12 protein-coding genes and 1 pseudogene are annotated in these 14,743 nt (G+C 49.7%); 8 read left to right on the top strand and 5 right to left on the bottom strand.

The window, feature by feature from the left end:
• Positions 1 to 99 precede the first annotated feature (99 nt).
• The 5 genes and pseudogenes from DU481_RS06235 (at position 100) to DU481_RS06215 (ending at position 4,087) form a co-directional block, all read left to right on the top strand.
• Positions 100 to 306, top strand: coding sequence for a hypothetical protein (locus tag DU481_RS06235; RefSeq protein ID WP_350133362.1), 207 nt, complete (start codon positions 100 to 102; stop codon positions 304 to 306).
• A gap of 69 nt (positions 307 to 375) precedes the next feature.
• Positions 376 to 1,260, top strand: coding sequence for a PEP-CTERM sorting domain-containing protein (locus DU481_RS06230; protein ID WP_350133361.1), 885 nt, complete (start codon positions 376 to 378; stop codon positions 1,258 to 1,260).
• Positions 1,261 to 1,272: 12 nt separating this feature from the next.
• The gene (locus DU481_RS06225) at positions 1,273 to 1,701 is read left to right on the top strand and encodes a thermonuclease family protein (protein WP_350133360.1); all 429 of its coding nucleotides are present in this window, start codon (positions 1,273 to 1,275) and stop codon (positions 1,699 to 1,701) included.
• An 875-nt stretch (positions 1,702 to 2,576) separates the two neighbouring features.
• A complete protein-coding gene (locus tag DU481_RS06220) occupies positions 2,577 to 2,879 on the top strand; it encodes a hypothetical protein (RefSeq protein WP_146162070.1) in 303 nt (100 codons plus the stop codon).
• A gap of 162 nt (positions 2,880 to 3,041) precedes the next feature.
• Positions 3,042 to 4,087 (top strand): annotated as a pseudogene (locus DU481_RS06215) (IS481 family transposase).
• Positions 4,088 to 4,220: 133 nt separating this feature from the next.
• Here the strand turns inward: DU481_RS06215 and DU481_RS06210 are convergent.
• The 4 genes from DU481_RS06210 to guaB form a co-directional block, all read right to left on the bottom strand.
• The gene (locus tag DU481_RS06210) at positions 4,221 to 4,370 is read right to left on the bottom strand and encodes a hypothetical protein (protein WP_160817637.1); all 150 of its coding nucleotides are present in this window, start codon (positions 4,368 to 4,370) and stop codon (positions 4,221 to 4,223) included.
• A 13-nt stretch (positions 4,371 to 4,383) separates the two neighbouring features.
• Positions 4,384 to 4,707 (bottom strand): hypothetical protein, encoded by a 324-nt coding sequence (locus DU481_RS06205; RefSeq protein WP_090321475.1) that lies wholly within the window; start codon positions 4,705 to 4,707, stop codon positions 4,384 to 4,386.
• Between the two features lie 297 nt (positions 4,708 to 5,004).
• Complete coding sequence (guaA, locus tag DU481_RS06200; RefSeq protein WP_350133359.1) at positions 5,005 to 6,567, bottom strand: glutamine-hydrolyzing GMP synthase; 1,563 nt, start codon at positions 6,565 to 6,567, stop codon at positions 5,005 to 5,007.
• A 12-nt stretch (positions 6,568 to 6,579) separates the two neighbouring features.
• Positions 6,580 to 8,043 carry an IMP dehydrogenase gene (gene guaB / locus DU481_RS06195; protein ID WP_350133358.1) on the bottom strand — a complete coding sequence of 488 codons (1,464 nt, stop codon included), beginning with the start codon at positions 8,041 to 8,043 and terminating at the stop codon, positions 6,580 to 6,582.
• Positions 8,044 to 8,215: 172 nt separating this feature from the next.
• On the opposite strand from guaB, the gene DU481_RS06190 reads away from it, so the two are divergent.
• Both DU481_RS06190 and DU481_RS06185 read left to right on the top strand, forming a co-directional pair.
• Positions 8,216 to 8,659, top strand: coding sequence for a DUF4124 domain-containing protein (locus tag DU481_RS06190; RefSeq protein WP_350133357.1), 444 nt, complete (start codon positions 8,216 to 8,218; stop codon positions 8,657 to 8,659).
• Positions 8,660 to 8,677: 18 nt separating this feature from the next.
• The gene (locus tag DU481_RS06185; protein ID WP_350133356.1) at positions 8,678 to 10,003 is read left to right on the top strand and encodes a type IV pilus assembly protein FimV; all 1,326 of its coding nucleotides are present in this window, start codon (positions 8,678 to 8,680) and stop codon (positions 10,001 to 10,003) included.
• Positions 10,004 to 10,058: 55 nt separating this feature from the next.
• Here DU481_RS06185 and DU481_RS06180 read toward each other — a convergent pair whose 3' ends face one another.
• Positions 10,059 to 11,147, bottom strand: coding sequence for a TolB family protein (locus DU481_RS06180; protein WP_350133355.1), 1,089 nt, complete (start codon positions 11,145 to 11,147; stop codon positions 10,059 to 10,061).
• 269 nt (positions 11,148 to 11,416) lie between these two features.
• On the opposite strand from DU481_RS06180, the gene DU481_RS06175 reads away from it, so the two are divergent.
• Positions 11,417 to 14,701: a M20/M25/M40 family metallo-hydrolase gene (locus tag DU481_RS06175; RefSeq protein ID WP_350133354.1), complete on the top strand. Its 3,285-nt coding sequence runs from the start codon at positions 11,417 to 11,419 to the stop codon at positions 14,699 to 14,701.
• Positions 14,702 to 14,743: the final 42 nt, after the last annotated feature.

Raw genomic sequence — 14,743 nt, 5'->3', positions numbered from 1 at the left:
AAGACCCTAAAATTAATATTGTTAGCATCAAATGAAATAAGTTACGATTCTTGTTTTCGGATAAATCTATTCTGGAATTAGAAAAAAGCCTCCAAGCGATTGGAAAATACCTACAAAATGCCGGGCAAATATTTAGATAATGATGCAGAAAAACCAATGATAGATTTATCCAACATCAGCCTGGAGAAAATGGAATTCATGAAAGAAATCGCCGCGATGGACGAAGAAGAGTTTCACGCAAAGATTGGTGTATTTAAGGCGGTGGCAGCAGTCCCAACAAAGAAAGAATCAAACCGCGATGACTAAAATTTCAATGCTCTCAGACTGGTGCGAAACGGAGCCATGCGGGTGCAAAACATAATAAAAGGAGAAAAAATGAAAAACAAAAACCAAATCGCGGCAATTGCTGCAGCAACATTATTTATATCAACAATTCCAGCGTCCGCAATTGCAGCTTCGGCATCCCTAACATTGAGCAATATCAATATTACAGCCACACCGCTTGACGATACATCATCGATAAAATGGGACTATACATATGTTCCTTTGATTTTTAATGGCGATTTTTTCGGTCATTATGGCGACAATGCTCTCTTGTATTCCGAGTCTCATTACATCACAATCGTGCCAGACTATATATTCACTTCAGATGGGGACGGTCGCAGCATAGGAGGTGTAGGTTACAGTCCTAGTGCTTCGTCTCTTTCCTCATCAACTTCAGTTCCATACACGGCATCATCTGGATCGGTATTAACTAATCCAGATACGTATTTCACTCAACCACAATTTATTTCTATGTCAGCAAATTCTTCGGAAGAGGAGGTTTATGCTGACAGTTATACAACTTTTTATTCAGCCGAATATTTTCACGGAAAGGGGGCGATTGAATTTATTGTGAACGCAGACTATGAGCTTTACTCAGACCCCGGAGATGGCTCCGTTAATGGCAACTCGACTGCTTCAGTTAAGATTTCCACTGACATCAATGGAATAAATACTGTGATATTTGACAAAGCATTACGTTTTGGATCATATACAAATCCAGGGCCTCACAGCGATTCTGGAGAAATCTCTCTAACATTTATAGCGTATGGCTCTGGACCAAACTCCGTTCTTGATGGCCGGATAAATTGGCACGTTGATACCAACGCAAGCACGGTTTTTGTGCCCACAGCAATCCCAGAACCCACCACCTACGCGATGCTGCTGGCCGGATTGGGATTGCTATTTTTCAGAACCAAAACAGAATTGAATTCATAAAAGGAATACTAAATGCTGACAACTGCACTAATGTGTTTCGTTATTTCCGTAACCAACGGGGATACATTGGTTGCAAGTTGCGATCATCATCAAATAGTTGTTCGACTCGCTGAAATTGATGCCCCCGAAAAACGCCAAAGATTCGGTCTTGATTCAAAGTTATCTTTGTCGGAAATTTGTTTAAATAAAAATGCTGAAGTAACGCCAAAAGGCAAAGATAGTCGTGACCGCACTGTTGCCTATGTTACATGTGAAGGAATAGATGCCAACACCGAGCAAATCAAACGCGGCATGGCTTGGGTTTTTGATAAATATGTAACTAATAAGGGATTGTATGACATACAAAATAAAGCAAAATTGTCGCAATCTGGATTATGGAAATTAGATTCCCCTATCCCGCCTTGGGAGTGGAGAAAAAACACACCAGCGCCCAAACTATGATGTGAAATATAAAAAACAAGCATCAATCAATGCCACTTTCACCTGTACAAAAGCTGCTAAAAACTTTCGCTTGAGCGGCGCTGATTAGCAGAATCTATCAAGTGATGGTCGGGTCTGGGGTTGATGGAGTTTAGCTTGAAGCACCAGACGAAAAGTAGCTTGTTTAATGCATAAAAAAATCCAGTGCGCTATAGGGAATAACGCACTGGACAACCTCGTCTCATTTAGTCTTTTTACTCTGGTCAAGTAAAAATACCTTTGCTAATCAACAGGAAATCTATTAATAAGCAATCTTATTATGCATGAGTATCTGCTCTTGAACAGCCAGGGTAAGCGCGTAAGGGGTTCGGCGTAGTTGCAGGCAAGCTGAGAAATCGGGAGGCGCGTTTCCCATGGGGTAGGAAACGCGCCTAAAACGAAAGGAACTACAATGAAGAACCGAGTTACCCAGACTTTAAGGAGCAGGTAACCGGGGGATTAGCTCCACTGGTGAAGGAGAAGCTAGGGTCCAACTGAAATATACCACCAGCTTATGAAGTTTTTGTGACCAAGATTTTGATGATAGTGAAGTTTCTGTGAGCAGGATTTTATGATAATAGGAAATAACCCAGTTACCACAAATAGGAGTAAGGTTAAGTGAGAGACTCAGGAACGCATGTCAGAATTCCGAATCTGGCCGCATAATGCACTATTCAAAGCATAGCGTCTGTACGGTAGGTAACAAAAATAAATCCAGTGCATCCAGGTCAAAACGCACTGAATTCCAAATGGTCTTTTATTGTGTCAGATAAAATTGCTTGGAATGTGGTAATCCAACAGACTTTCGGTTAGAAAAATGGTATTGTGAACAACTTCTTTACAGTAAGAGTATTGATATGTATATCTCTATTAATGGCTTACTAGCAGCTTTAATGTTTGGCTCGGTTTATATGTTGGGTTCATCGGCTTTTGCTCAATCAAACCAGCCATTAGATTTGAATGTCGAAAAACCAATTGATACGTCAGAATCCGGACGCATTCCAGAAGAGGTCGATAGACGGCCTGAAACAACAAATTTCCCTGATAGAGACAAAAAGCAACAAGATAATTACGTAACTCCTTCACCCTATTCAACAAGGCCCATAATAGAAAATCCAGACAATTCCATAGGACCAAATAGTAAATATAGATATCCATAGGACTAATAGATAAAAAACGTATACTGGCGACACCACTCCAAATTTATATGTAGTAGTTCAGATTTGATCAGACAGCAGGTCTTGCCAAAAGGTGGGATTACCCGGTTTGATAGAGGCGCGAATCTTTATCAACCAAACGCGAAAGCGTAAAGGAGTAATCCCATGAGTAGTGTTCACCGAAATATTATCAAACACAAGATTGGTCTGCTTAATCTGGCAGCCGAACTTGGCAATGTATCCCGCGCCTGCAAGGTGATGGGTTTTTCTCGCGATACTTTCTATCGCTACCAGGCAGCAGTGGAAACCGACGGTGTTGAAGCCCTGATTGATGCAAACCGGCGTAAGCCCAACATCAAGAACCGTGTAGAAGAAGAGACGGAGGCGGCGGTCACCGCTTTTGCTCTGGAGCAACCGGCTTTTGGCCAAGTTCGTGTTTCCAATGAACTGCGCAAACGCGGGATCTTTGTTTCTCCATCAGGTGTCCGTTCAGTGTGGTTGCGCCAGAATCTGGAGTCGTTCAAGAAGCGTCTGTCAGCTTAGGAGAAACATGTCGCTGAGACTGGAGCGGTGTTGACCGAGGCACAGGTGCAGGCGCTGGAGAAGAAACAGGACGATGATGTTGCCCACAGCGAGATCGAGACGGCTCACCCCGGCTATCTTGGTAGCCAGGATACCTTTTACATCGGCACCCTCAAAGGCGTGGGGCGAATTTATCAGCAAACCTTCGTCGACACTTATTCTAAATGGGCAGCAGCCAAGTTGTATACCACCAAAACACCGATCACCTCAGCTGATTTGCTCAATGATCGGGTATTGCCGTTCTTCACCGAACAAGGTATGGGCGTCATCCGTATTCTGACCGACCGCGGTACCGAATATTGCGGCAAGCCGGAACATCACGATTACCAGCTCTATCTGGCGCTGAACGACATTGAACATTCCAAAACGAAAGCCAATCATCCGCAGACCAATGGTATTTGCGAGCGTTTCCACAAAACAATCTTGCAAGAGCTCTACCAGGTGGCATTCCGGCGCAAGATTTACCAGTCCATCGAAGAGTTACAGCACGATTTGGATGACTGGATGGCGTACTACAATGGGGCATACGTACTCACCAAGGAAAGATGTGCTGTGGGCGAACCCCAATGCAAACTCTAATTGACGCAAAGGAGGTATGGGACGATAAAATCACCACATTAAATAACTGAATTTGATCTAACAGGCACATCGTCAAATCGGGGGACTGTCAAATCGAGTCTGAATTACTATACATCAATATTTCCCACTCATCTGGATAAAAGCAGCGAAACCCATCTCAATCCATTGCGACTGAAAGAAAATCTACCCGCCTATTTTTACATCTTTTATTCTGATCGCTTCCAAGGCGTCAAACTTTTTTGGGTCCATCATTTCTTCCAGTAATTTCTTGATATCTGCAATACTGGTTTTATGCAGACTTATCTCGAGCTCAACCGTCACTTCGACTTTCATAAATTACCCCCATTTATTTGCATTTGATCAATAGATTACGAGTGATTATTGCGCCGGAAGTTGTCGAATATCCAACCGATGATGATTGTGTGTTTGCGCCAAGCTCACGGATTGCCTGAGAGAAAGGAACAACCTCACCCTGCTGATTCAACAAGTGATACCCGCGCGTGCCACAGACCTCGCCCGCTTTTTCAAGGCAGTTGCTATAGTTCATTCCGGAACCACCGCAGTTGATGTTATGCCCTTTGGTACCGTCGGCTAGAAACACCTCCTTGGAGGTAACACAACCTTGCAGCAGTGCAACAACGACAATAAGTATAGAAAGCGGTTGAGACATGTTGATTCCTTCTAATGATTAGATCACAAAGCCACAGTATGGAAATGAGCAGCTTCCCGGCTTGATTTTATACCACATCGCAAGGCGCTGTTAGGTTCGAATGCTATTAAGAATCAGGCAATCTCTCTATAAACAATCCTGAGATTCCTGGCAACTCATGAAATACCCAGTAAGAAAATCGCTTGGGGTTACTTTTTGTTACACGATATTATCAAGCAGAAATAACAAAAAACCCGCATTTAAGCGGGTTCCGTGGTCGTTTTTACAAATCATTGCCAAGCAATGCAAGACATTCAATCATTCCCACTCAATGGTAGCCGGTGGCTTGCCGGAAATGTCGTAAACGACGCGGTTGATACCGCGAATCTCGTTAATGATGCGGTTGGAAACCTTGCTGAGTAATGAATACGGCAGTTCCGCCCAGTTGGCGGTCATGAAATCCTGCGTTTGCACGGCTCGAAGAGCGATGACGTATTCATAAGTACGTCCATCCCCCATCACACCGACGGACTTGACCGGCAGAAACACCGCGAACGCTTGCGAGGTTTTTTCATACCAGCCGGAGCGCTGCAATTCTTCGATAAAAATGTGATCGGCCTGTCTCAGCAGCTCCGCATATTCGTATTTCACTTCGCCAAGTATGCGCACTCCCAAGCCCGGTCCGGGAAACGGGTGGCGGAAAACCATATCGCGCGGCAAACCCAGTACTAAACCCAATTCACGCACTTCATCCTTAAACAATTCACGCAACGGTTCGAGTAATTTCAAATGCAATGTCTCCGGCAACCCGCCGACATTGTGATGCGATTTGATGGTATGCGCTTTCTTGGTTTTTCCACCGGCCGATTCGATCACGTCGGGATAAATCGTGCCTTGCGCCAGCCACTTGGCGTCGCTGATTTTGGCCGATTCGCACTGAAATACTTCGACAAATTCCCGGCCGATAATTTTCCGCTTGGCTTCCGGATCGGTGATACCGGTAAGACTGCGATAGAAATCACGGCTGGCATCAACATGAATCACTTTAACCGCCAAATTTTTAGCAAAAGTCTCCATCACCTGCCTGGCTTCATTAGCGCGCAGCAGGCCATTATCGACAAACACACAAGTCAGCTGATCGCCGATGGCACGGTGAATCAATGCCGCCGCCACCGAGGAGTCCACACCGCCGGACAAACCCAGAATGACCTGATCGCTACCGACCGTTGCGCGAATCTTCCCAATCGCTTCTTCGACATAATCCGGCATGTTCCAATCGTGCCCGATGCCACAGATGCCATGCACAAAGCGGTCGATCATCGCTTTGCCTTGCAGCGTGTGCGTCACTTCCGGGTGGAACTGGATGCCGTAAAAACGGCGTTTGTCATCCGCCATCGCCGCAATCGGCGTGGCTGCATTACACGCCATCACCTTAAATCCGGCGGGTAACGCTATCACCGCATCGCCATGGCTCATCCAGACGTCCAATAGGTTACTTCCGTCCGTACTTGCGCGATCCTTAATATCTTTAAATAACGCGCCGTGTTGCGTCGTCTGTATTTCGGCATAACCGAATTCGCGCACCGCGGCATTCTCAACCGTACCGCCCAATTGCGCCGCCATCGTTTGCATACCATAGCAGATACCCAGCACCGGCACGCCGAGTTCAAATACGACTTGCGGCGCGCGCGGCGTTTCGTCTTCGATGACCGAAGCGGGGCCTCCGGAAAGAATAATGCCTTGGGGTGCGAAAGCTTTGATAAATTCCGGATCGGCATCATACGGATGCAATTCGCAATATACGTTCGTTTCGCGCACGCGCCGCGCAATCAATTGCGTGTACTGAGAGCCAAAGTCCAGGATGAGGATTTTCTGATGCATTGAAGAAAGTTCTTATTTGACGTGATAGTTAGGCGCTTCTTTGGTGATCTGCACATCGTGCACATGCGATTCACGGATGCCAGCTGAGGTGATTTCGACAAACTCCGCTTTTTCGTGCATCGCGGCGATGGTTTCACAACCCAGATAACCCATGCTCGAACGGACGCCACCCATCAACTGATGGATCACGGCAGAAATACTGCCCTTGAACGGCACGCGCCCTTCCACACCCTCGGGAACCAGTTTGTCGTTGTTTTTCTGTTCTTTGTCCTGGAAATAGCGGTCGCTCGATCCCTGCTGCATGGCGGACAACGACCCCATGCCGCGGTAGCTTTTATACGATCGCCCTTGAAACAATTCAATCTCGCCCGGCGCTTCCGTCGTTCCGGCGAACAATCCGCCGAGCATCACAGTATTCGCACCCGCCGCCAGCGCTTTGGCGATATCGCCGGAATAACGGATACCGCCATCGGCGATCATCGGCACACCGCTCCCTTTTAACGCCTCGGAAACATTATGAATCGCGGTGACCTGCGGAATCCCGACACCCGCGACAATGCGTGTGGTGCAAATGGAACCGGGACCAATACCCACTTTCACTGCATCCGCGCCATGATCGACCAGCGCTCTGGCCGCGGCTGCCGTCGCCACGTTTCCGCCGATGACTTGCACCGACGGCAAATTCTTTTTGACCCACGCGATACGATCCAGCACGCTTTGCGAGTGACCGTGCGCCGTGTCAACGACAATCACATCGGCGCCGGCTTCCGCCAATGCAATGGCGCGTTCCTCGCTGCCTTCCCCGACGCCGATCGCCGCCCCCACGCGCAATCGCTCCTGCTCATCCTTACACGCCAGCGGATATTCCGAAGTTTTAATGATGTCCTTCACGGTAATCAATCCGCACAGCTCGAACTGATCGTTGACCACCAGCACGCGTTCCAGCCGGTGTTTGTGCAACAGCGCCAGCACCGCCTCACGCGACGTATCTTCCTTGACTGTCACTAACCGGCTTTTCGGCGTCATGATATGTTTGATCGTCTGATCGAGATTCGTCTCAAAACGCAGATCCCGGTTGGTGACGATACCGACGACTTTCTTACCGTTCACTACCGGCAAACCGGAAATCTTGTGCTGGCGTATCAGTTCCAGTACTTCTCGCACGGTCATATTCTGATGGATGGTCACCGGATCCTTAACCACACCGCTTTCGAAACGTTTGACTTGCGCGACATGCGCGGCTTGCGCTTCGATCGACATATTTTTATGGATGATGCCAATGCCGCCTTCCTGCGCCAGGGCAATCGCCAGTGGTGCTTCGGTTACCGTATCCATGGCCGCCGATAGTACCGGAAGATTGAGTCTGATGGTGCGCGTCAATTGCGTTGCCAGACTGACATCACGCGGCAAAACCGTCGAGTGGGCTGGGATTAACAGAACATCATCAAAGGTCAATGCTTTTTGAATCAATTGCATGATAACAATCCTTGGCAAAGCGACATTATAGCCAAATTCAGACATGAATTTCGTGCCAAATCAGCCAAGAACGCAGCATATTTCCAGCGAATATGATTTAATGCGAAAAATCTTTAAGTTGCATGAATACGAAACCGATGTATTTCAGATTATTCATGTTCTGGAGCACGCTATGAGAATTTTTGTATTGACAGTGATCATTCTGTTGATGAGCATCAGCGCCAATGCGCAGATTTATAAATGGGTCGATAAAAACGGCAAAACACAATATACCGATCAACCGCCTCCGCCGGATGCCGCCCAGGATGAACAACGATTAAATATCAAATCCGCGCCGGTCGCTGGAAATCAAAACAACTCCAGGAATTTATCCGACGACAGAGAAGAATTCGACAAGCGGCGGCAACTTAGAAGAGAAGAAGAAACTAAACAACAAAGCAAATCGGAAGAGAACAAAAAAAAATGTATAGATGCGCAAACTCAGCTTAGAATGTACACCGATTCACCGCGCCTGACCATTCCCGATGGAGCCGGTGGTATGGTTTATGTGGACGATGATTTGCGGCAAAGAAAAATAGCCGATGCCAACAAGGCGATTGCAACTTACTGTAAATAGAAAACCTTCTTGAACTAGATGATTGTATCCTGCGGCAAACTACTCATTGTCATTCTTCTCTTTTTGACAGGTACTTCGGTTTCGGCTGAAGTACCTGTTTCACATTCAGAACGCGATCACGTCGCTCAGCAAAAAACCGGTAATGCAGCCAGACCAGGAATGCAGTGGCAAATCCTGCCCGGGGAAGATATTCCGCAGATCGGTCATTTGATGTTTCCGCACGATGCGGTTGCACGTGACGCATTCGTTCGCGCGGTTATCCGCACAAATCCCGAGCACTTTCCCGATGGGACCTATCGTCCCATACCGGCTGGCACCGTTATTCACATCCCGGATTTAAGAACGATCGGCAAGTATGCAAAACCGGCAACCAAGGCGCATCCATCCAACTCAAGCCGCGGCGCGAATAAGCGTCCACCGCAAGCATCGGCTCCGGATAGCGCAACATCCGGCTTGAACGAAGCATTGCAACTGATCGCGCAATTGGAACAAATTGCTGAAAATGAAACCAATGAACTCAATATTCTGCTAAAGCGCATCGAATCCATTGAAAAGCAGATCATCGCGATGCAAGCCATACTCATGACCCATGTTCCGGCAAGCAGCAGCGAGAGTTCATCACCTATTCCTCCGGAAGAAATTGCGCAACCTTCCCAGGAAGCAGCTGCAACACCGCCTGCTGATAGTAGTAGTGTGCAACCCGCAGAAAATATCGCCACAGCGCCGCAGCCACCCGCCGACACGCCACAACCGCCCAATCCAATTGTACCGGTTGAAACCAATGCAGCTGCGCCGGAATCCGACCTGCTCTTGGATAATGCCTTTCTTCTCGGAATTTTGCTGATACTGTTGATTGCTTTCCTGATCGCGCGCAACTATCAAAGAATCAAGGAAAGACTCGCGAAATCCCGCGACGCAGCACTACCGTTCGATCCATCCGAGCGGCATCAATATGAAGCGCTGCTGCTGCGCCGCAGTGACGAGAAAAAAACCGAACCACCGCAGAATCCGCCCGAACCGCCTGGACAACTGGTATCCGAAGCGCGCACGCTGATCGAGCAGGAAAATCCCGAAGCCGCCATTCAAATGCTGCAAAAACAGCTCGCTAAAAACAAACAGGACATTCCGGGCTGGCTGCTGCTATTTGAATTGTTGTACAAAGCCAACAACAAAAGAGATTTCAAGAAGAATGCCCGCCGCTTTAAACGGCTTGGTGAATTCCCCGATATCTGGCAGCAAATCCAGAAACTGGGCAATCAACTTGAACCGAATGAATCGCTCTACTTCGACGAACAAAAACGCAAGGAAAAATTTTTTTCCGATCCTGCGGAAGCGGATAAATAAAAAGCGCTGGCTTTTTTGTCATCCGCCAGCGCTTCAATTCCTTACAACTACTGATTTACTTCAACGACAGACTCTCCAGCGCTTTTTGATGATCCCATTTGCCGTGGAATAACAGCCCCTTCTTGCCGGGTGTCCGGTCGCTGGTCCACGTGATGTGATTACCATCCGGCGTAAATACCGGCAAACCGTCAAAACCTTCCTTATCGGTCACGCGCACCGGCTCTTTCTGACCATCGGTGTCGACGATGTACAGCTCAAAATTGCGGTGCCCGTGCAAATTGGTCGCAAAAATGATGTACTTGCCTGAAGGATGGTAAAAAGGCGCCCAAGACATCGCATTCAGGCGCGTGATTTGTTTTTGATCGGTACCATCGATATTCATCGTAAAGATTTCCGCTTCGCGGCCATTGTCCGAAAAACGACGCCACACGATGCGTTTGCCATCCGGGCTGAAAAACGGCCCGCCGTCGTAGCTTTTGGTTTGCGTCAAGCGTTTGACGTTGGAGCCGTCGGCGTCCATGATGTAAATATCAATCATCGATGCCGGATTGGCTTTAAAAAGCGCTTGTTCTTCTTCGGACAATTCACCGCTGTAAGCGCGGCGGTTGGAAGCGAACGCGATCAATTTGCCATCCGGCGACCACGACGCTTCAGCATCGTAACCCAAGGTGTTGGTCAGATTCCTGATATGGTCGCCGCTGAAATCGGTTTCGTAAATATCGTAATACTCATCGTAATCCCACGCATACGACTTCTGCTCCCCCGCATTACGGCGCTCGATCTCGGCCGCCATTTTAGCTTTGGCTTCTTTGTCATCATGCGTTGACGAAAACAATACTTTTTCCTGCGCAGGATGCACCCACGCGCACGTGGTTTTACCAGTACCCGGCGACACCTGCGTCACCGCACCGGATTCGATATTCTTCAAGAAAATCTGATAAAACGGATTGTCATCAGCGACTTCTGCTTGATAAATCATCCATTTTGAATCCGCCCGGTAATACGCCTCCCCGGCACGTTTTTCCTTGACGGAAAGTTGCTGTTCGCCGGTGATAAAATCGCTTGCATACGCTTGGCTTGTAGCTAGAAACGCCAATGGAAATAAAAAACCGCTCAAAGCATGGAATGTGTTTTTCTGTGTCATCTTTTTCATAGAAATTTAAGAGTCTTGCCGCCAATAAATGAAAAAGCATTTAAGCATAACCGTAAAAGGAAAGTAAACACACGATGATATAGAATGCAGGTAACGGTAAAACATTGTGTTTATCTGAATATTCCAATCAATAGCCTATCCTCCAGATTTAAAAAAGAATGCGAACATCACTAAAACTCATATCAGCTTTTTTTCTTACGATCCTTTGCGTTTTCAGCAGCCTGATCGCCGCCGCAAGCAATCCAACCTTCCACCACCACATGAAAATCCAATTATCGCCGGGCACTTCCGGAATTCGCGTCAAAGACCGGATTCAAATCCCAGATCCCATGCGTAATGCCAAAGAACCGATGCAGTTTGAATTCTATTTGCACGCCGGGTTGGCAGTTAGCGATGTGCAGGATGCCACGCTCGAAGCCGATGCCAATGAAGTCGCGTTGAAATCCCGGCCGATTTCGATCCGGCATTACACGGTGACTGTGCCGCCCGGGCAGGATGCCTTCACGCTGCAATATGGCGGTCAGATCCATCACGCGGTGCAAGGGCCGGGGCAAGAATATTCGCGCAGTTTCGGTTCCACACCGGGCGTGATTTCACCGGAAGGCGTGTTCCTGGCGAGCGCCAGCGCATGGTATCCGCAGTTTGGTGATGCGCTGGTGTCGTTTCAGTTGGACATTCAGACGCCCCCCGATTGGGATGTGGTGAGTCAAGGGACTTTGCAGCGCGAGAACAAAACCAGCGCGGCACAAAACGTGGTTTGGGAGGAAAAACAACCGCAGGATGATATTTATCTGATCGCCGCGAAATTCCAGCGCTACACACAATCCGCCGGTGCGGTCAACGCGATGGTGTATCTGCGTAGCGCCGATCAACCGCTGGCGCAGAAGTATTTGGATGCGACGGCGCAATACATCGCCATGTACAACAAGCTGATCGGCCCCTATCCTTATACGAAGTTCGCATTGGTTGAGAATTTCTGGGAAAGCGGCTACGGCATGCCGTCGTTCACGCTGCTCGGTTCCAAGGTGATCCGCCTGCCGTTCATTTTGCATTCCTCGTACCCGCACGAAATTCTGCACAACTACTGGGGCAACGGCGTGTTCGTCGATTACGCCAAAGGCAATTGGGCGGAAGGTTTGACCGCCTATCTCGCCGATCATTTGGTTAACGAGCAACGCGGCAAAGGCGACGAATATCGCCGCGATGTGTTGCAGAAATACGCCGACTTCGTCGGCAAGGAGAAGGATTTTCCGATTATCCGTTTCGTGTCGCGCCACAGCGCCAGCTCGGAAGCGGTCGGTTACGGCAAAACCATGATGTTTTTCCACATGTTGCGGCAGGAACTCGGTGACGACGCATTCACCAAAGCGCTACGGCGCTTTTACCAGCAATTCAAATTCCAGCAAGCGACGTTCGCCGACTTACTCGCCACGTTCAACACCAGCACCGGCCAGGATCTGACGCAGCGCTTCGAGCAATGGGTGCACCGCACCGGCGCGCCCGATCTGGTGCTGCGCAGCGCCGAAACCGAGCGCACCACAGAAGGATTTAAACTCACGTTAACAGTCGAGCAAACCCAGCCAGGCGAACCGTACCGCTTGAAGGTGCCGGTTTCCATCACGCTGGAAGGCGAGGACATGGCGGTGGAGTCGCATATCGTCGTCGAGCAAGCCAAACAAACGGTCGAGATGACATTTGCCAACCGCCCGGTACGCATCGACCTCGACCCGCATTTCGACGTGTTCCGCCGTCTGGATAACCGCGAGATTCCTTCGGCGTTGTCGCAAGGTTTCGGCGCGGAAGAACCGCTGCTGATCCTGCCCGCGCGCGAACAAAAAACCGTTCTGGAGGCCTACCGCGCATTGGCGGCCAACTGGCAGAAGACCCAATCGAGTCCGCTGGAAATCGTCACCGACGATCAATTGAAAACGTTACCGGAAGATCGCACTGTGTGGATTCTGGGCTGGCAAAACCGTTTTGCCGATGCCGTACCGAAAGCCCTGACGGATCGTGGTGTTGCCGTTCAATCTCAGCAATTGCAACTGGAACATAAACGCTATCCGCAAGCCGGTCACGCCGTGGTATTGAGCACCCGGCAGCCCGCCAATCCGGACAAAACGCTGTTGTGGGTCGCCGCCGACACCCCCAAGGCCATTGCCGAACTCGCCAACAAATTGCCGCATTACCGCAAGTACAGTTACCTGGTGTTCAAGGGCGATGAATTGACCAACATTGGCAAAGGCCAGTGGCCGATTCTGCAATCACCGCTGACACAATGGATCAAACAGCAAGACGGCCACACGATTCACACCACGCACACCGGCATCACCAAGCCGCGCCGCGCGCTGGCGGAACTGCCACCGGTGTTTTCCGAAAGCCGCATGATGGCGGATATCACGCACTTGTCGCACGAATCGTACAAGGGTCGCGAACTCGGCACGCCGGAGCTGGACGATGCGGCTACGTATATCGCCAAGCAGTTTCAGCAAATCGGCCTGCTGCCCGGCGGTGACGACAACAGTTATTTCCAGACTTGGCAACAGGATGTCGGCCTGCCGAAAGGCAATATCACGTTGCGCAATGTTGTCGGTATTCTACCCGGCACCAACCCGCAACTCGCCGGACAAAGCCTGGTGATCGGTGCGCATTACGACCACCTCGGCACCGGCTGGCCGGACGTGCGCGCCGCGCATCAAGGCAAAATCCATCACGGTGCGGACGACAACGCCAGCGGCATCGCCGTGATGCTCGAACTCGCACGTCAGATCGTGCCGAAATGGCAACCGGAGCGCACTGTCATTTTCACCGCATTCACCGGCGAAGAAGCCAATCTGCTCGGCTCCAAGCATTATGTCCGCAGCAACGATCAATTCCCGGTTGGAAAAGTTATCGCGATGTTGAATCTGGATACCGTCGGTCGGCTGGAAAACAACCCGGTCACGGTGTTCGGTACCGGCAGCGCGCGCGAGCTGGTGCACATTTTCCGCGGCGCGAGCTTCGTCACCGGCATTCCGGTCAACGCCGTGCAAGACGATTTCGGCTCCAGCGACCAGGCCGCGTTCATCCAAGCTGGCGTGCCCGCCATCCAACTATTCGCCAGCGCACACGAGGACTACCACGCCCCCGGCGACACCGCCGACAAAATCGACACCGCTGGATTGGTCAAAGTCGCCGCGATCCTGAAAGAAGCCACCGAATACCTCGCCAACCGCATCGAACCCCTGACGGTCACGCTATCGGCAGCGCCCGCTCCCGCCGAATCCGCCACACCGAAGGAAAAACGCACAGCCAGCCTCGGCACCGTCCCGGATTTCGCGTACCAAGGCGAAGGTGTGCGCATCGACAACACCCTCCCCGGCTCCCCGGCACAACAAGCCGGACTGCAACAAGGCGACATTCTGATTCAACTGGCCGGACAACCTGTCAGCGATTTGGCAGCTTATGCGGCGATTTTGCGCACGTTGAAGGCGGGGGAGAAAGTAGAATTGGAATACCGACGTAGAGATAAGGTAAATACGATTGAGGTAATGTTGGTTGAGCGTTAGGCGCGTTACAATCCAGCACTCTAAAATGAGTCACGAAGCAAA

It is taken from the genome of Nitrosomonas sp. (genome assembly GCF_040240425.1).
Taxonomy (GTDB): domain Bacteria; phylum Pseudomonadota; class Gammaproteobacteria; order Burkholderiales; family Nitrosomonadaceae; genus Nitrosomonas.
The sequence above is the reverse complement of the archived record's forward strand: the minus strand, read 5'-3'. Positions and strand labels throughout refer to the sequence as shown.

Bases quoted from the DNA above. Each gene is read 5' to 3' on its own strand.
- DU481_RS06230 (WP_350133361.1), top strand. From the start codon at position 376: ATGAAAAACAAAAACCAAATCGCGGCAATTGCTGCAGCAACATTATTT.
- DU481_RS06225 (WP_350133360.1), top strand. From the start codon at position 1,273: ATGCTGACAACTGCACTAATGTGTTTCGTTATTTCCGTAACCAACGGG.
- DU481_RS06220 (WP_146162070.1), top strand. From the start codon at position 2,577: ATGTATATCTCTATTAATGGCTTACTAGCAGCTTTAATGTTTGGCTCG.
- DU481_RS06210 (WP_160817637.1), bottom strand. From the start codon at position 4,370: ATGAAAGTCGAAGTGACGGTTGAGCTCGAGATAAGTCTGCATAAAACC.
- DU481_RS06205 (WP_090321475.1), bottom strand. From the start codon at position 4,707: ATGTCTCAACCGCTTTCTATACTTATTGTCGTTGTTGCACTGCTGCAA.
- guaA (WP_350133359.1), bottom strand. From the start codon at position 6,567: ATGCATCAGAAAATCCTCATCCTGGACTTTGGCTCTCAGTACACGCAA.
- guaB (WP_350133358.1), bottom strand. From the start codon at position 8,043: ATGCAATTGATTCAAAAAGCATTGACCTTTGATGATGTTCTGTTAATC.
- DU481_RS06190 (WP_350133357.1), top strand. From the start codon at position 8,216: ATGAGAATTTTTGTATTGACAGTGATCATTCTGTTGATGAGCATCAGC.
- DU481_RS06185 (WP_350133356.1), top strand. From the start codon at position 8,678: ATGATTGTATCCTGCGGCAAACTACTCATTGTCATTCTTCTCTTTTTG.
- DU481_RS06180 (WP_350133355.1), bottom strand. From the start codon at position 11,147: ATGACACAGAAAAACACATTCCATGCTTTGAGCGGTTTTTTATTTCCA.
- DU481_RS06175 (WP_350133354.1), top strand. From the start codon at position 11,417: ATGAAAATCCAATTATCGCCGGGCACTTCCGGAATTCGCGTCAAAGAC.